This window comes from Xanthomonas vesicatoria ATCC 35937 (genome assembly GCF_001908725.1).
Lineage (GTDB): Bacteria > Pseudomonadota > Gammaproteobacteria > Xanthomonadales > Xanthomonadaceae > Xanthomonas > Xanthomonas vesicatoria.
Genome location: NZ_CP018725.1, coordinates 1,324,201 through 1,341,581, shown reverse-complemented (window position 1 = coordinate 1,341,581; position 17,381 = coordinate 1,324,201). Strand labels below are relative to the sequence as shown.

The 17,381-nt window shown below is 65.3% G+C and carries 16 protein-coding genes; 15 read left to right on the top strand and 1 reads right to left on the bottom strand.

Features of this window, described 5'->3' with window-relative positions; all coding sequences use genetic code 11:
• Nucleotides 1–102 precede the first annotated feature (102 nt).
• The 10 genes from pdxH to BJD12_RS05905 all read left to right on the top strand — a co-directional run bounded on the left by pdxH (nucleotide 103) and on the right by BJD12_RS05905 (nucleotide 6,806).
• The gene (gene pdxH / locus BJD12_RS05950) at nucleotides 103–702 is read left to right on the top strand and encodes a pyridoxamine 5'-phosphate oxidase (RefSeq protein WP_005995039.1); all 600 of its coding nucleotides are present in this window, start codon (nucleotides 103–105) and stop codon (nucleotides 700–702) included.
• Complete coding sequence (aac(6'), locus tag BJD12_RS05945) at nucleotides 699–1,154, top strand: aminoglycoside 6'-N-acetyltransferase (RefSeq protein ID WP_005995042.1); 456 nt, start codon at nucleotides 699–701, stop codon at nucleotides 1,152–1,154. Before pdxH ends, aac(6') begins: the two co-directional genes overlap by 4 nt.
• A 132-nt stretch (nucleotides 1,155–1,286) precedes the next feature.
• On the top strand, nucleotides 1,287–1,703 hold the full coding sequence (locus BJD12_RS05940; protein ID WP_005995044.1) for a YjfI family protein: 417 nt from the start codon (nucleotides 1,287–1,289) through the stop codon (nucleotides 1,701–1,703).
• A gap of 12 nt (nucleotides 1,704–1,715) precedes the next feature.
• On the top strand, nucleotides 1,716–2,486 hold the full coding sequence (locus BJD12_RS05935) for a PspA/IM30 family protein (protein ID WP_005995047.1): 771 nt from the start codon (nucleotides 1,716–1,718) through the stop codon (nucleotides 2,484–2,486).
• Nucleotides 2,487–2,511: 25 nt separating this feature from the next.
• A complete protein-coding gene (locus tag BJD12_RS05930) occupies nucleotides 2,512–3,594 on the top strand; it encodes a potassium channel family protein (protein WP_005995049.1) in 1,083 nt (360 codons plus the stop codon).
• On the top strand, nucleotides 3,591–4,268 hold the full coding sequence (locus BJD12_RS05925) for a YjfK family protein (RefSeq protein WP_005995051.1): 678 nt from the start codon (nucleotides 3,591–3,593) through the stop codon (nucleotides 4,266–4,268). Before BJD12_RS05930 ends, BJD12_RS05925 begins: the two co-directional genes overlap by 4 nt.
• A 37-nt stretch (nucleotides 4,269–4,305) precedes the next feature.
• Nucleotides 4,306–4,710 carry a DUF350 domain-containing protein gene (locus BJD12_RS05920; protein ID WP_005995053.1) on the top strand — a complete coding sequence of 135 codons (405 nt, stop codon included), beginning with the start codon at nucleotides 4,306–4,308 and terminating at the stop codon, nucleotides 4,708–4,710.
• Nucleotides 4,711–4,722: 12 nt separating this feature from the next.
• On the top strand, nucleotides 4,723–5,298 hold the full coding sequence (locus BJD12_RS05915; protein WP_005995055.1) for a DUF1190 domain-containing protein: 576 nt from the start codon (nucleotides 4,723–4,725) through the stop codon (nucleotides 5,296–5,298).
• A gap of 1 nt (nucleotide 5,299) precedes the next feature.
• Nucleotides 5,300–6,466: a glutathionylspermidine synthase family protein gene (locus BJD12_RS05910; RefSeq protein ID WP_005995057.1), complete on the top strand. Its 1,167-nt coding sequence runs from the start codon at nucleotides 5,300–5,302 to the stop codon at nucleotides 6,464–6,466.
• Between the two features lie 154 nt (nucleotides 6,467–6,620).
• A complete protein-coding gene (locus tag BJD12_RS05905; protein WP_042828318.1) occupies nucleotides 6,621–6,806 on the top strand; it encodes a hypothetical protein in 186 nt (61 codons plus the stop codon).
• Between the two features lie 138 nt (nucleotides 6,807–6,944).
• Here BJD12_RS05905 and BJD12_RS05900 read toward each other — a convergent pair whose 3' ends face one another.
• Entirely contained in the window at nucleotides 6,945–8,312 is a 1,368-nt protein-coding gene (locus BJD12_RS05900) for an MFS transporter (RefSeq protein ID WP_005995059.1), read from the bottom strand.
• 97 nt (nucleotides 8,313–8,409) lie between these two features.
• Here BJD12_RS05900 and soxR point away from each other — a divergent pair, with 97 nt between their 5' ends.
• The 5 genes from soxR (at nucleotide 8,410) to BJD12_RS05870 (ending at nucleotide 17,363) form a co-directional block, all read left to right on the top strand.
• On the top strand, nucleotides 8,410–8,862 hold the full coding sequence (gene soxR, locus BJD12_RS05895) for a redox-sensitive transcriptional activator SoxR (protein WP_039421679.1): 453 nt from the start codon (nucleotides 8,410–8,412) through the stop codon (nucleotides 8,860–8,862).
• A gap of 403 nt (nucleotides 8,863–9,265) precedes the next feature.
• On the top strand, nucleotides 9,266–11,257 hold the full coding sequence (locus tag BJD12_RS05885; protein ID WP_042828319.1) for a M1 family metallopeptidase: 1,992 nt from the start codon (nucleotides 9,266–9,268) through the stop codon (nucleotides 11,255–11,257).
• Between the two features lie 724 nt (nucleotides 11,258–11,981).
• On the top strand, nucleotides 11,982–15,137 hold the full coding sequence (locus tag BJD12_RS05880) for a TonB-dependent receptor (RefSeq protein ID WP_005995065.1): 3,156 nt from the start codon (nucleotides 11,982–11,984) through the stop codon (nucleotides 15,135–15,137).
• 431 nt (nucleotides 15,138–15,568) lie between these two features.
• On the top strand, nucleotides 15,569–16,330 hold the full coding sequence (locus BJD12_RS05875; RefSeq protein WP_005995067.1) for a SapC family protein: 762 nt from the start codon (nucleotides 15,569–15,571) through the stop codon (nucleotides 16,328–16,330).
• 4 nt (nucleotides 16,331–16,334) lie between these two features.
• Nucleotides 16,335–17,363, top strand: a complete 1,029-nt coding sequence (locus BJD12_RS05870; protein WP_005995069.1) for a cupin-like domain-containing protein — start codon at nucleotides 16,335–16,337, stop codon at nucleotides 17,361–17,363.
• The last annotated feature ends 18 nt before the right edge of the window (nucleotides 17,364–17,381 follow it).

The following is a 17,381-nucleotide window of genomic DNA, read 5'->3' as shown; positions in this document are numbered from 1 at the left end:
GCAGGTTCTTACAGCGGGCGCAGGCCTGTCGACCGCTGCGCATAGGCGAAGCAGGCCCGATGCGCCCACAATAGGCGTCAATCTTGCTGCCCTCGCACCGTCATGACCGATCTGTACGCAGAAGCCCTTGCCACCTTTACCGCGCTGTACGCCGAGGCGCAGGCCGGCGCCGAACTCGAAGCCAGCGCAATGACCGTGGCCACCGCCAACGTGGACGGCCGGCCGAGCGCGCGCACCGTGCTGCTCAAGGCCTTCGATGCGCGCGGGTTCGTGTTCTACACCCACCTGGATAGCGCGAAGGGCCGCGACCTGCAGACCCATCCGCAGGCCGCCCTGCTGTTTCTGTGGCGCAGCCTGCGCGAGGCCGGCATCCAGGTGCGCATCGAGGGCGGCGTGCAACTGGTCGGCGCGGAGGAATCGGATGCCTACTTCGCCTCGCGCCCGCGCATGAGCCAGATCGGCGCCTGGGCCTCGCTGCAGTCGCAGACGCTGGGCTCGCGTGAGGAGTTCGACGCGGCCATCGCCAAGGTCGAAGCCACCTTCGAAGGCCGCGCGGTGCCGCGCCCGGAGGGCTGGGGCGGGTTCCGGGTGGTGCCGCAGGCATTCGAGTTCTGGTACGGCGCCAAGTTCCGCCTGCACGAGCGCTGGCGTTACGAGGCCGATGCGGCCAGCCACTGGAGCAAGCGGATGCTGTATCCGTGAGCACACAGGCCGGCTGGCGGGTGCGCGCGGCGGTGGGCGCGGATGCGCAGGCCTTGCTGGCCCTGCGCCTGGCATTGTGGCCCGATGCCGACGATGGCCTCGCCGAGCTACAGGCCGCGCTGGCGCAGGCAGACGCCAGCCACCTGCTGGCGGTGGACGACGCGGATGCGGCGCTGGGGTTTGCCGAGGTGTCGGTGCGCCACGACTACGTCAATGGCACCGAGAGCACGCCGGTGGGCTTTCTGGAAGGCTGGTATGTGAGTCCCGCCTGGCGCGGCCGCGGGCTCGGTCGCGCGCTGGTGGCCGCGGCAGTGGCGTGGACGCGGGAGCAGGGCTGCGCGGAGCTGGCCTCCGATGCGCGGCTGGACGACAGCGGCGCCCAGGCGGCGCATGCGGCATGCGGCTTCGAGCCAACTGAACGGGTGGTCTACTACCGCCTGCAGCTGGCCTGACCGGCTGACTTCTGGCCCTTTCTGCCGGTCGCGGACAGTCTGTAGTATGTCCGCCCATTGCACGGCCGCTGCTGCATCACCGCAGCGGCAACTGCATCACCACCGCTGCATGACCAAAGGACAGGACATCGTATGACGCAGTACACCACTGTCGAATTGCACGGCCTGCTGGCCGAGCGCTACCGCGACCAGCCGATCGAGGTCGAGCTGATCGACGGGCTGGAGCCGGCCATCAACCTCACCCTGGCCGACCACGGCGACATGCAGATCCAGGTCGCCGCCTCCGGCTCGCAGGTGTTCGTTTCCACGCTGCTGGCCAATGCCGACCAGGTCAGCGACCGCGCGGCGTTCAACGACGCCTGCCTGCGGCTCAATCCGCTCAATCCCTTGTCCAACCTGGGCCTGGTGCAGGTCGACGGCAAGGATAGCTATGTGGTCTTCGGCGAACTGTCGGCGTCGTCCACGCTCGACCAGATCGACGAGGAAATCCAGACCCTGGCGGCCAATACGCTGGATGCCGCCGAATCTCTCAAGCCGTTCTTTTCCTAAAGGCGTGTTGTCATGAGTATCTTTTCAAAGCTGATCACGCTGCTGCGTGGCACTGCACACGAAACCGGCCAGAAGGCGGTCGACGCCAACGCGCTGCGCATCCTGGACCAGGAAATGCGCGATGCCGGCGCCCAGCTCACGCGCTCGCGCGAGGAGCTGACCAAGCTGATGGCGCAGAGCAAGCTCGCCCAGCAGAAGATCGACGCGCGCGCCGGCAAGATGGCCGAATACACGCGTTATATCGAAGGTGCGCTGGCCAAGAACGACGAGGCACTGGCGCACGACGTGGCGGTCAAGCTGGCGGCGCTGGAAAGCGAGGACGCCGGCGACAAGGCCTCCAAGAGCTCGCTGGACCAGTCGGTGGTGACGCTCAAGGCCACCATCCAGAAGACCGAGAACCAGCTGCGCGGCATGCGCCAGCAGATCGACACCGTCAAGGCCACCGATGCGGTGCAGAAGGCACAGGCGGCGATTGCCGCGCGCCATTCCGGTGCCAGCAGCAAGATGGGCTCGGCACTGGAATCGCTGGAGCGAATCAAGGCGCGTCAGGCCGAGACCTCCGCACGCATCGAATCGGCCGAAGAGCTGGAGGCAGCCAGTGGCGACGGCGATCTGAATCGGCGTCTGGCTGCGGCCGGCCTGATGGAAGGCGAGTCCAACGCCGCCGCAGTGCTGGCACGCTTCAAGAAGCCGGCCCAGCTCGGCCACGACACCGCCGACGGCAGCGCGCCGCTGATCGGCCAAGTGCGCGACGTGCAGCAGGTTCCGCGCAGCGACAGCTGATCCGCCGCACGGCACAGGACGCGCCATGATCATCGTCGGAAAGCTGTTGCGGATAGTGCGGCGCCACGTGCGCCGCGTCAGCTGGGGCATGGTGGCGCTGGCATTGCTGGCGCACATGGGGCTGAGCTGGGTGTTGCTGCTGCTGGCCGGCGAGCAAAAGCTCGTTGGCCTGGACGCGTTTCCGTACTACTACATGACCACCGCCACCACCATCGGCTACGGCGACCTGTCGCCGGGTTCGGTGGCCGGGCGCTATATCGCCGCGTTCGTGCTGATGCCGGGCGCGGTGGCGCTGTTCGCCACGGTGCTGGCCAAGACCAGCGGCGTGCTCATCACCTTCTGGAGGCGCCACCACATGGGCAAGATGGCTTACGCCGATCTGCACGGGCACACCATCCTGATCGGCTGGCAGGGCGCCGCGTCCACACGCTTGCTGGAACTGCTGCTGTCCGATACCGCTACCGACGACGAAGGCGTGGTGCTGATCGCCGAGGGCGTGGCCGAGAACCCGATGCCCGACCATATGCGCTTCATCGCCGCCGAGTCCTACACGCATACCGAGGTCTACCTGCGTGCCGGCATCGCCGGTGCGGCGCGGGTGATCGTCAACCCGCCCTCGGACGACCAGACCCTGGCGGCGGTGTTCGCGCTGATGGCGCATGCGCCGCGTGCGCACGTCGTGGCGCACTTCGATTCGGGCAGCGCCGCGCGGCTGGTCAATTGCCACTATCCGGCGATCGAATGCACGCGGCCCATGACCGCCGAGATCCTGGCCCGCGCGGCGCAGGATCCGGGCAGCGCGGCGATCACGGCCGAACTGCTGTCGGTGGACGATGGCCCGACTCAGTTCAGCCTGGCGGTTCCTGCCGATGTCGACCCGCTGGATTACCGCCTGCTGGCCGCCGATTTCGGCCAGCGCGGCGCCCTGTTGCTGGGCCTGCGCGCGCCCGATGGCGCGCTGCGCTTGAACCCGCCCGCACACACCGCGGTGCCGGCCGGTGCCATGCTGTATTACCTGGCCCAACAGCGCGTGCCCGTGCCTGCCATCGCCTGGCAGGCCCTGCGCGCCGAGCCGGTGTCCCATTCCCCATCGCCACAAGGTGCATGACGATGAGTTTTTTCAGCAAGTTGTTCGGTCAACCACAGCCGCCGCCGTTGCCCGGCTCCGGCACTGGCGCCATCGGTCACGCGCTGCCGCTGGGCTTGCGCGTGGGTGGGCAGCTGGAGATCGATACCACGTTGTACCGCATGGCACCGGAGGCCATGACCGCCGAGTTGCCGGGCGGGCATCAAGGCATTCCGTGCTACGGCCACGTCAATCTGGGCGATGGCTATGCCCTGCATCGTTTCTATCTGGACGACGACGCGTTCCTGCAGGTCACCACGGTTGGCGGCGATCTGGAGGCGATGAAGGCCTTCGTGTATTGCGAGACGGTCAATCCGCCCAGCAAGCAGGCGTTTCAGGAGTTCGTGATGCAGCATCCGCATCTGGGTGCGGCGCAGATCGAGTACGCCGGCAAGCGCTGGCAACGCGCCACGCAGTCCACCGACGATGCCGCGCGCATCCCGCCGATCGCCTACGACGAGGTGCTGTACCGCTATCAGCCGCCGCGCCGCGATGGCGATCTGACCCACTACGCCATGCTCTACAGCCGCGATGTACCGGAGCTGCAGCGCGAGGAATTCCTGCTGGTCACCGGCGAGGATTCCGGCCCCAACGAGTTCTGCGTCACCTATGCGGTCGGCATCGATGTCACCGTCGCCGATCTGGATATCACCTGAGCGTGCGCGCTCGTCTTCCACTTACCCTGGTCCTGTCATGAACCCGATCAACCTGCAGAGTTTTCTCGCGTTTCTTTCCTACTTCGGCACCGGCCTGGGCGTGTTGATCGTGGCGGTGGTGCTGGTAACCCTGGTCACCCCGCACAAGGATTTCACCCTGCTGCGGCAGGGCAACGTGGCTGCGGCCACCGCCCTGGCCGGCAACCTGATCGGTGTGGCATTGCCGCTGCATTCGGCCATCACCCATTCGGTGAGCCTGGTCGATGCGCTGATCTGGGGCGCGGTCGCCTGCGGCATCCAGGTCGTGGCGTATCTGCTGGCCAACCTGGTGGCCGGGCGCATCTCGCGGCAGATCACCGACAACGTCACCGCCGCCGGCATCTTTTCGGCCGGCGTGTCGATCGCGGTCGGGCTGATCAATGCCGCGGCGATCACGCCGTAACGGAGCGCAGGCATGAAGCGATCACGCAATCTCAAGCTCACCCTGATGGCCGCATTGCCGGCCGCCCTCGTCACCGGCTGCGGCTCCGAACCGGAAACCGGCGTGGTACTGCAGTCGGCCTCCGACTGCTACCAGATCAAGCAGGAACAGACCGATATCCAGCAGTGCCTCAAGGCCTATGACGAGGCGGTGACCAAGCACCAGCAGGCCGCGCCGCGCTTCAATACGCGCTACGAGTGCGACGAGCAGTTCGGCAGTTGCACGGCGGTGCAGACGGCGCAGGGCCAGCAGAGCTGGATCCCGCCGATGGGCGGGTTCCTGCTGGGCTACGCGTTGGGCAACATGACCGGTGGTGGCGGCTACCGCTATGGCGGCTCGATTCCGCTGTACCGCGATTACCGCAGCGGCGGGTACTACAAGCCCAACGGCGATCTGGCCAGCAACCGCATCGGCACCGTGCGCGGGCGTAGCGGGGCGATCGATATGCCGAGTCGCGCGATCACCGTGTCCCGCTCGGGTTTCGGCTCCAGTGCGGCGGCACGCAGCTCGTTCGGCAGCGGCGGGCGCAGCTCCGGGTTCGGCGGCTGACATGCAACGCATCGCAATTGCCGAACGCCCGGATTGGCGCGCGCAGGCCGAGTCGCTCGGCTTCCATTTCCACACCATCGATGGCGAGCCGTATTGGGACGAGCGCGCGTATTACGCGTTTTCGTTGCGGCAGATCGAAGACGACATCGAAGCGCCCACGCAAGACCTGCACGACATGGCGATGCAGTTGGTGGACGAGGTGGTCGGCTCCGAGGCGCTGCTGACCAAGCTGGCCATTCCGCCGTTTTACTGGGACTGGATCGCCAACTCCTGGAAGAACCGCGACCCGCATCTGTATGGCCGCATGGACCTGGCGTACTCCGGCAACGGCCCGGCCAAATTGTACGAGCTCAATTACGACACGCCGACCTCGCTGTACGAAGCCGCGTATTTCCAGTGGTTGTGGCTGGAGCAGCAGATCGCCGCCGGCGTGCTGCCCACGGGCACCGATCAGTACAACCTGATCCAGGATGTGTTGTGCGAAACCTTGGGCACGCTGGCGGTGGATGGCGCCCTCGGTGCGCAGATGCATTTTTCGGCCGTGCGCGACTCGCTAGAGGATCGTGCCACCGTGCGCTACCTGCGTGATTGCGCGCACCAGGTTGGTATCGCGACCGAAGAAGTCGCCATCGAAGACATCGGCCTGAGCGCCGAAGGCTGGTTCACCGATGACCAGGACCGCGTGATCCAGACCTTGTTCAAGCTGTATCCGCTGGAATTCATGATGGAGGAACGCTTCGGCCCGGCCTTGATTGCCAACCGCGTGCGCCTGATCGAACCGGCATGGAAATCGGTGTTGAGCAACAAGGGGATCCTGCCGCTGCTGTGGGAGCGCCATGAAGGGCATCCGAATCTGTTGGCAGCCCGCTTTGCACATGCCGGCGAAGCCCCGACGGCAGGCTGGGTGCGCAAGCCGCTGCTGTCGCGCGAGGGCGCCAACATCTCCCTGGTGACCGCGCAGGGCGATGCTGCACAGACAGAGGGCCCATATGTGGACGGCCCGGCGATCCTGCAGGCGCACCACCCGCTGCCGGTATTCGATGGCCGCCACGCGCTGGTGGGTAGCTGGGTGGTGGCCGATCGCCCAGCCGGGCTGGGCATGCGCGATGACGATGGCCCGATCACCCGCGACACCTCGCGCTTCGTACCGCATGTGATCGTGGACTGAGTTCGACGCGTCAGGGCGCTGTTGCCGTATCTACGATGTATGCCACACGGGTCCAGGCAACTGCGGCGTTTGCTTTGCATACGCCGCAGTTGCCCGCAAGCCCTGCGGGCTGTGTAACGCAGCGCAGGTTTTCCACACCCCCTGTGGATGGAACTTGCACAAGGCTGTGGACAACTGCATGCAGGCCCCGGCCCACAACGCTGTCAAGATGGGTGGTGAAAAAATGACCAGTCGGTCGTGGCGATGCCGCCGCCGTGCCGATGGAAGCAATGCCGGCAAGATCGGCAAAGTCATCGCTGGCCTCACGATCATCGATACATCGCATGCGGGGTTGGCATGAGAGGGCGCGCCAGGTCTTCGGTCGAAGCGACGATGCAGGCGATGCCCATCGAACAGCGGCGACATCCGCACGCCACGATCAACAGGGCTTCGGTCTCGCGCTCTCCGTTCCAGAGAAGCGCGCACCACGCCTGACGCCTTAGACCCGCCGCGCCACCACCAGGCTGGCCACCGCCAGCAGCCAGGCCAGCGCGAACACGCTCAGATAGGCGGGCAGGGTGGCCGATGCCAGCAGCGCGGCGAACAATGCGCCGGCCAGCGCCAGCGTGCCGGCCACCGCAATGGCCTCGCTCAGCTGCATCGCCGAGCTGTTGGCCCCTTGCCGCTCGGGTGGCGACAGCGACAGCGTCAGCACCGACAGGCTGGGATACAGCAGTCCCATGCCCAGCCCGGTCAAGGCCCAGCCGGCAATCGCCACCGGCACCGGAAATGCCGGCCACACCGCGCCTGCGCCGATCACGATCCCCACCATCATCAACATTGCTCCAGCCTTGAGCAGGCGCGGTCGCGACCAGCCCGCGCGACTGTGGCCCTGGTACCACGATCCGCTGAACCAGCCCAGCGCGCCGACGCTCAGTGCTACACCGGCCAGTAACGGCGACAGCCCTCTTTCGCGCGACAGCAGCAGCGGCAAGAACGCCTCGAAACCGAAGAACGCCGCTGCAGCGATGCCACGCAGCGCGATCACGCTGGGCAATCCGCGTGCAAGCCGCAACGTGCCGGCCGGCAACAGCTGCCGGGCGCAGTACACCGTGAGCAACAGCGGCGGCAACATCGCGCCCAGCGCGGCCATGCCGTGTAGCTGACCGCCCAGATACACGCCCAGCACGCCCAACGCTGCGCCGATGGCCCAGCCCAGCGACGCAGTCGGCTCGGTGGGGTCTGCGTTGGTCCAGCTTCGCCCGCGCAATGCCGGCCACAGCATCAGCCCGGCCGGGATCGCCAGCAACGGCACCGACAGGAACACCCAACGCCAGCCCACGTGCTGCACGATCAGCCCGCTGATGCTCGGCCCGACCAGGGATGGCACCACCCAGCCCGCAGAAAACGCCGAGAACACCCGCGGCCGCAGGTGTTCCGGATACAGCCGCCCGACCAGGACATACAGCGCTACCGAATAGGCACCGGCACCCAACCCCTGCAGCAGCCGGCCGGCGATCAATAGCGGCATGCTCGGCGCCAGGCCGGCGATCAACAGGCCGATCACGAAGCACAGCAGCCCGGCGCCCAGCGCACCACCGGGGCCGCGACGGTCGCTCCAGCGCCCCGCAGCGGTCATGCCCACCACACTGGTGGCCAGGGTGCCACCGAAGGCCAGCGCGTACAGCGGCAAGCCGTTCAACTCGCGCGCCACGGTGGGCATGGCGGCGGCTACGGCCAGCGACTCGAAGGCGTTGAGTGACACTAGCGCCACCATGCCGAGCGTGGCGGCGCGATACGGCGCTGCCAGGATCGAAGTGGGGTGCGCGTGCAGCGGTGCGGCGGGCAGAGGGGTATCGGTGGGCATCGAACATCCAGAGCGAGTGAACACAGGCGTGACCGTGCTGCTTGCATCGGTCAGGGTCGCGCAGCATCCTGCCTCAACCATGGTTGAGGTCAAGGCAATGCAGCGTGAGTTGTCTGTGGGCGAAGTGGCCAAGCGCAGTGGCGTGGCGGTGTCGGCATTGCATTTCTATGAGCGCAAAGGCCTGATCCGCAGCTTGCGCACCGCGGGCAATCAACGGCGTTACGCGCGCGATGTGTTGCGGCGAATCGCGGTGATTCGTGTCGCGCAACGGCTCGGCGTGCCCTTGCAACAAGTGGCCGAGGCGTTCTCGGTGCTGCCGGACCAGCGCACCCCCACGCGCGCGGAATGGGCACGCATGTCCGCACGCTGGCGCGGGCAGCTGGATGCACGCATCGGTGAACTGCAGGCCTTGCGCGACCAGCTCACCGATTGCATCGGCTGCGGCTGCCTGTCGCTGCGGCGCTGCCGCCTGAGCAATCCGGACGACGCACTGGGCGTGGGCGGTGACGGTGCGTTGCGCTTGGGGAGCCTGACGCCTGGCCAGGGTTGAAGATGTCCGGCACTAGGCCGTTTGGTCCGGCGATCTGCCCAGATGGCGTACGCCGCGTGTGCAGGGTGGAGCTGCGCATTCCTTCCACTTGAGCACTGGTTGCATTACAAGGATGCGTGTCTTGCTGGCGGCGCTAGCGCGAAATCCGATGTTCCGCGATAGAAGTGGTGTTCGCCCGCGTCGTCGGCCACGCTCAAGGCCAGCAGGGTCACTGCTGCGCATCGTGCATTGGCACCACGTGGGTGTGCGCCATCATCATTGCGCAGCCGTCTCGCTCACGCACGTGGCGGGCTAGCCCTTCACTAGCCGAGCGGCACGACCTGGCGCCAACCGGGACCAATGGCAGTGCACGCCCGGCGAGCGCCGCCGTAGGATGAAACTCCCCCCGTCGCAGGACCACAGCATGTTCCCCACCATGCGCCGCTCGTTTGCCGTTGCACTTTCCCTGGCGTGCATTAGCGCGCCCGCTCTGGCCGCGACCGCCGCGCAAGCCGCAGCGCCACCAGGCGGTTTCGACCCACTGGTGCTGTTCGCCCCGTTGCAGCTGCCCGACGCCCCCGATGCCTACCGTAGCGGCGGTGGCGTGCCCGGGCCGCTGTTCTGGCAGAACCGTGCGGATTACCAGCTGCATGCCAGCATCGACCCGGCCAGCCACACGCTCAGTGGCGAGGCGGCGATCCACTACACCAACCACAGCCCGGACACGCTGGACGTGCTGTGGCTGCAGCTGGACCAAAACATGTACCGCGCCGATGCACGCGCCGCCGCCAGTCGCCCATCGCGGCGTACCCAGTTCACCGACGGCATGCAGATCGCCAGCGTGGAGGTTGAGCGCGACGGACACCGGCAGCCCGTGCATTTCGTGGTGGACGACACCCGCATGCGCGTGGACCTGCCGCAGCCGCTGGCCGGGCAGGGCAAGGCGATGACCTTGCACATCCGCTACCGCTACCGCATTCCCGGCACTTGGGGCGGTCGCACCGCCTATAGCGCCAGCAAGCAGGGCGAGATCTACGAAATCGCACAGTGGTACCCGCGCATGGCGGTGTACGACGATCTGCGTGGCTGGGATACGCAACCGTATCTGGGCTCGGAGTTCTATCTGGAGTACGGCGACTTCGATTACGCGGTGACCGTACCGGAGGGATTTCTGGTAGCCGGTTCCGGCGCCTTGACCAACCCGGCCGAGGTGCTCAGCCGCGCCGAGCAGCAACGCCTGCAACAGGCGCGCGACAGCGACCGCACGGTGCTGATCCGCACGCCGGCAGACGTGGCCGCACGCGCGGCGGCACCGGCGGGCACCGGCACGCGCACCTGGCGCTTCCATATGGAGCACACGCGTGACGTGGCGTTTGCCGCGTCGCCCGCGTTTGTCTGGGACGCTGCACGCATCAACCTGCCGGGCGGCAAGCAGTCGCTGGCGATGTCGGTGTACCCGGTGGAGGGGGTAGGTGCGGATAAATGGAATCGCTCCACCGAATACGTCAAGGGCGCGATCGAACATTTTTCGCAGTGGTATCCGTATCCGTGGCCGGCGGCGATCAACCTGGGCGGCTATGGCGCGGGCATGGAATATCCGGGCATTGTGTTCGACGGCTTCGAGGACGGCGGCAAGGACCTGTTCTGGATCACTGCACACGAGATCGGCCACACCTGGTTCCCGATGATCGTCGGCTCCAACGAGCGGCGCCATGCGTTCATGGACGAAGGCTTCAACACCTTCATCGATGTCTATGCGTCGGATGCCTTCAACAAGGGCGAATACGCGCCCAAGCGCGATTCGGAATATGCGCCCAAGGGCGGAAACCCGGTCGATGAAATCCTGCCGTTGCTGGCCGACGTCAAGGCGCCCACCTTGATGGATATCGCCGATGCCACCAGCGAAACCTACCGTCATCCGCTGACGTATTTCAAAGGCGCACTAGGGCTGGTGTTGCTGCGCGAGCAGATTCTGGGACCTGAGCGCTTCGATCCGGCGTTTCGCAAATACATCGCCACCTGGGCCTATAAACACCCCACGCCCTCGGATTTTTTCCGGCTGATGGAAAGCGAAAGCGGCGAAGACCTGAGCTGGTGGTGGCGTGGTTGGTACTTCAACAACTGGCAGCTGGACATGGGCATCGCCCGCGCGCAGTACGTCGATCACGACCCTGCCAAGGGGCTGCAGCTGACCTTGCGCAGCCGGCAGAAGCTGGTGATGCCGGTCACCGTGCGCGTGGATCTGGCCGACGGCAGCCACCTGGACCGTCGCGTACCGGTGGAGAGCTGGCTGCAGAACACCGCCCCGACCTTGACCCTGCCCACCACGCAGAAAGTGCTGCACGTGACGCTGGACCCGGATCACGCGCTGCCGGATGCCGACCGCAGCGACGATCGCGTGGATGTGATCGGCTGACTGTTGCCAGCGGGAGCTTGGCTTGCGCTCCCGCTGGCCCATGCGTTCACTCACCGCGCGCTGCAACCGCAACCCGCGGTGCAATCGATTTCGAAGAGTGCGCCCTTTTTTCTTTGCGCATCCGTCAGCTCTGCACCGGTGTCAACCCTACGACGTCACTTGCCAGCACTGCATGGCGCCCACACGCGTCGCATATCCAAGTCACCCATGGTGTCGTCGATGCACCGTTTGCGCAGTCGTGTGGCGTCAGCATGATTGGGCAAGCTGATTGTGCGATTTTCACCGCGCCCGTTGCGTGTTTTTGCGCAATCCAATGATAACGCTTACAGCCGCGCCGCCATTGAACACTGCATGCGGGCTCAAGCGAGTGCCGTATCGGCTGTAACAGTGCGCGCCCATCACTATGCTGCAACGCACGGTGACAAGCCCTTTGTCGCCTGACTAGGCTGCGCGGCGTGTTAGCGCTATCACTGGCCGGCACGCCATGCAGGGCACGCATTGCGCACCTGTTGCCGACACCATCTTTGTCGGCGATGTCTGCCGCAGGCATGCACTGCATAACGCAGGTCAACGGTCGAAGGGGCGATCGGTGGCATGCGCGCTAGGGGACCTTATTCATTGCAGTGTTGCTCCATCGCCGACCGGGCGATGGTCATGACTTCGCCGTGTCGCATGCCGCGACATCGGCCGTAGGCGGTTGGACTCCACTCCCGAGGACACATCGATGCGTCGTACGTTGAACAGCTTCAAGTCGAAGGCCATGTTCACCTTCGTTGGCGGCCTGTTGGTCGTCAATCCCGCGTTTGCGCAGGACGTCGCGCCGCCGACACCTGCGCCGCAGTCCAGCAGCGATGCCGCCACCACGCTCGATACCGTCAACGTCACCGGTATCCGCAGCAGCCTGGACCAGTCGATGGGCATCAAGCGCGATGCCGCCGGCGTGGTGGATGCGATCAGTGCCGAAGATATCGGCAAGTTTCCGGACACCAATCTGGCCGAATCGTTGCAACGCATCACCGGCATCTCGATCGAACGTCGCGATGGCGAAGGCGCGCAGGTCACCGCCCGCGGCTTTGGGCCCCAATTCAACACGGTCACCCTCAATGGCCGCCTGATTCCCGGTGCCGACGCCTTCGGTGCGCCCGGGCAGACGCCGATCGGCGGCGTGGATGTGGGCACGCGCGCGTTCAACTTCGCCCAGCTCGCCTCCGAAGCCATCACCGGCATCGAGGTGTTCAAGACCAGTCGCGCTACCGCGCCCAGCGGCGGGATCGGCGCCACCATCAACATCCAGACCGACAAGCCGTTCAACCACGAGGGCGTGGTGGCCAATGCCGGCGCCAAGATGGTGTCCGACCGCTCGCAGCCGTTCGGCGATTCGCTGACGCCGGAAGTGTCGGGCATCTTCAGCTATACCAACCCGGACAAGACCTTCGGTATCGGCCTGAGCGCCAGCTACCAGAAGCGTCACGGTGGCTCGGTACAGGCCACCGAAAACCGCTGGAACATCCAGCGCTGGACCGGCACCGACCCGGCCTTGCGCCCGGATACCGTGGTGACCAACGCACCGGCGATCGGCCAGCTGTATGGCCTGCCCAACGACATCCGCTACGCTTTCGCCGACTTCCAGCGCGAGCGCATGAACGGCCAGGCGGTGATGCAGTTCGCACCCACCGATAGCCTCACGCTGACCCTGGATTACACCTATTCGTCCAATGAAATCCGCGAAGAACGCGGCGAGCAGGGCATCTGGCTGCAGCGTGCCAACAGCTTTACCGATCTGACCTTTGACACCGGTCAGACCGTGGCCACGCCGGTGTATCTGCGCGATGTGCCCAACGGCGCCAAGGACTTCGGCATGGAGCAGCAACGCAACGAGCAGAAGTACACGCTCGGTTCGCTTGGCTTCAACGCGGACTGGCAGGTAAGCGACCGCTTTCAGCTGACCTTCGATGCCCACAACTCCAAGACGCAGAGCCTGCCCAACGACCCGATCACCGGCGGCAGCGCGACGTATTTCAGCTTTGCCGGCACCAACAACTGCACCGGTGGTCCGTCGTGTGGCGGCCAGTGGGGGCAAGAGCTGTGGTTCAACAATTCGCTGCCCATCGGCGCGCGCACCTGGTATCCGACGGTGGCCGATTCGCTGGCCGGCACCAATGGCGTGGTCAACCCGGATTTCACCAAGAACAATCTGGGGTCGCAGGTGCAGCGCATCTATTACCAAAAGCAGGTGACCGAGACCAAGGAAGGCCGCCTGGATGGCAAGTTCGACTTCGACGACGGGCGTTTTCAGTTCGGTGTCAGCTCGTCCAACACCACCATGCACCGCCTGACCAGCGACAATAACTCCACGCTGGGCGACTGGGGCGTGGCCAATGCCGGCAACGAACCGGGGATGACCGACTTGCTGCAACCGGTGAGCATCATCGGCATGTTCGACGACTTCAATGCCAACGGTGCGGCACGCAATGCATGGCGCGGAGATGCCAGCCAGTTGGCGTTGTGGGGCGGAAGCCAATACGGCGCCGCCACCCGCTACAACCCGCTGTACAGCGCGGACAATCAGGTCGAAGAAAAGACCCGTGCAGCGTATGTCCAACTGGAACTGACCGGCGATATCTCCGGCATGACCACCAACACCCGTCTTGGCCTGCGTTACGAGCGCACCGATGTGGAATCCACCTCGCAGGTGGCCACGCCGATCGGGCTGCAGTGGCAGTCCAATAACGATTTCCAGTTGCTGCGGTCGAGTGAGCAGCAGCCCTTCAGCGAAAAGACCAGTTACAACTACATCCTGCCCAATCTCGATTTCAGCATCGACATCACCGACCAGCTGAAAGGCCGTGCCTCGTTCGGCCAGACCATTGCGCGGGCACCGTACAACAATCTGCTCGCCGGGCCCACACCCAACACGCCGGCGGGTTCGATCCTGATCAACCCGTCCAACCGCGCCAGCGGCGACTCGCAGACGCCGACGCTGGACCCGCTCGAGTCCGATAACCTCGACCTGGCGCTGGAATGGTATTTCGCCGACGCCAGCTATGTGTCGGCCACGTTCTGGAACAAGCGCGTCAGTAATTTCATCGGCACCACGGTCTCGCGCGAGACCCTGTACGGGTTGACCGACCCTACCTCAGGGCCGGATGCGCAGGCGGCACTGGCGTTCCTGCAAAGCGGTGCGTGTGCTGCACAGGTGGGCGCTGCCGGCAACGACGTGGCGGCGGCCTGTTCTGCCAACGACACCTCGCTGTTTGCGGCAACGGCTTTGCTGCGCAACGCCGCTGCCACCGGCGGATTGGGTGCCTACAACGGCAGTTCGGCGCAAAGCCTGGCGTTGGAAACTGCCTACGACCTCGTCGGCACTGCATCCGACCCGCTGTATCAGTTCGATGTATCGCGGCCGGTGAACCAGAACAAGGCCAACATCCATGGTTGGGAGTTGGGCGGCCAGTACTTCTTCGGCAGCACAGGCTTCGGTATCTACGCCAACTACACCATCGTCGAAGGCGATGTGGCGTTCGACAACAACGTCATCGACCGCGATCAATTCGCGCTGCTGGGCCTGAGCGATACCGCCAACGTCATGCTGATGTTCGAGAAATATGGCTGGAGCGCGCGTCTGGCCTGGAACTGGCGCGACGAGTATCTGATCGCGGCAAATCAGGATGCCTCCAACCGCAACCCGTACTACGTGGAGGCCTATCAACAGATCGATCTCAGCCTCAGCTACGCGTTCAATAAGCAGCTGTCGGTTGGCTTTGAAGCGATCAACCTCACCGGCGAAGACGTGCGCTGGCATGGCCGGTCGGAGAAGCAGATTGTCCGCCTGATCGACCAACAGCCGCGCTATACGCTAGGCGTGCGCTACGCGTTCTAGCGCATCGCACTGGGTGTGACGCTGTGACGGCAGTGCGGCCCGTATGCAGCCGGTGTGTGCCTTGGTGCATGCCGGCTGTTGCACAGGCTCGCTCTGTCTTATCGGCGCTTGCGTGCGGCCGCATCAGCTTGCCGGCGTGTGCCAATAGCCATCTTCCGCCGCAGATCCAGATGCTGTTCGCGTGGTCTTGCAGATACCTCAAAGGCGAGCGCTACCGGCGAGTTGCATCAACGCATCAGAAACCGGGGTGTGGATGGCGCGCCCAAACCCGCGATAGGCCGGCACCTGCAGTCGGCCAGCGCATGCTGCTGTGCCGCTTGCCGGGTTCACGCTTTTTGGCAATGCTCGCGGGCAGCGGCCGCGGCATGTTGTCGCGTAATCGATCCCCCAACCAGTGCAGTGCCCATCGCCGGCCACTGCTGGAGCCTTAGATGTCGCGATATGCAGTGCTCAACAATGTGGCGCATCACGATCTGCGGGTGATTCTGCGATTTGGTGCCGAGTTCGGCGACGCGGTGGGCTTTGTACCGGCCTTCGTCACCGAGTACGCCGAGCTGCAACGCGAATACCCGCTGTTCTTTCGCAAGGATACGGCCACCGGTGCCTATCAGTCGGTCGCGTTGCTGGGGTTTGCGCCCGATGAAAACCTGTTTCTGCAGGACGGCCGCTGGAATGCAGCTTACCTGCCGGGCATCGTCGCCAAGGGGCCATTCCTGATCGGGTTTCAGGAGCAGCGTATCGATGGCGCGTTGGTGCAGGAACCGGTGATTCATGTCGACCTGGAGCACCCGCGGATCAGCCGTGCCGACGGCGAGCCGGTGTTCCTGCCGCAGGGCGGGCACAGTGCGTATCTGGAGCACATCATCAGCGTGTTGCGCGGCATCCGTGATGGCATGGATGCAGGGCAGGCCATGTGCGCGGCATTCGATGCGCTGGACCTGATTCAACCGGTGACGCTGGAAATGGTGCTCGACGACAGCCATGGCATGCACCTGGAAGGGCTGCACAGCGTCGACCGCGAGCGATTGGCCGCGCTGGATGGTGCCGCCTTGCAGCAGCTGCATCATGCCGGGTATCTGGAGGGGGCCTTCTTGATGCTGGCCTCGCAGCACAACCTGCGCCGGTTGATGGGCGAAAAACAGCGCCGGCTCCAGCACACGCAGGCGGCTGCGGCTGCCGCAGCACACGCCTGATCGCATGAGCGCACTGTCATCGATTGCGCCGCTACCCGAGCGCAGCAACTGCCAGCCGGATGCGGCATTGCTGGCCCAGCTGTGCGCGGCCGCCCAGCCGTTGGTGCTGCGCGGCGTGGCGCGCGAGTGGGCGCTGGTGCAGGCAGCGCAGCGCGGTACGTCCCAGGCCATGGCGCAGCTGCGCAGCATGGACACCGGCCGGGCACTACAGTATTCGTACGGCGCTCCGGACATCGGCGGCCGGCCGTTCTATCGCGATGATTGCAGCGACCTCAATTTCGAGGTGCAGCGTGGCAGTTTGAACGCGCTGCTGGATGCGATCCAGGCGCATCTGGACGATCCGCAGCCGCCCACGTATTACCTGGCTTCGTTGCCGATCGATGCGCATCTGCCAGGTTTTGCTGCAGGCAATGCCCTGGATGTCAGCGTAGACGGCAAGGCCGTGCCAGCCAGCATCTGGATCGGCAACCGGGTCATCGCCTCCTGCCATTTCGATGCGCCCAATAATCTGGCGGTGTGCGCGGTAGGCCAGCGGCGCTTTACCTTGTTTGCGCCAGAGCAGGTGACCAATCTGTATCCGGGCCCGCTGGAACCCACGCCAGGCGGCCAGGTGGTGAGCATGGTGGATGTGGCCGCTCCGGATCTTGCGCGGTATCCCCGCATGGCCGATGCGTTGTCGCAGGCGCGCACTGCCGTGCTGGAGCCGGGCGATGCGATTTTCATTCCCAGCATGTGGTGGCATCACGTGCAGTCGCTGCAGCCGTTCAATGTGCTGGTCAATTACTGGTGGAGCACGGCTGCTGCGCAGTTGCCTGCACCAATGCAGGCGCTGTATCACGCGTTGTGGGCCATCCGCGACCGCCCGGCGTCGGAAAAGGCCGCGTGGCGCGCATTGTTCGACTACTACGTGTTCGGCCCTGCCGAGCGTGCCGGCGAGCATCTGCCCGAGCACGCGCGCCAGGTGCTGGGTCCGATCGACCCCACGCTCGCGCGCCAGCTGCGCGCCATGTTGATCGGCAAGCTCAATCGCTGATACACCACCATCGTGTGG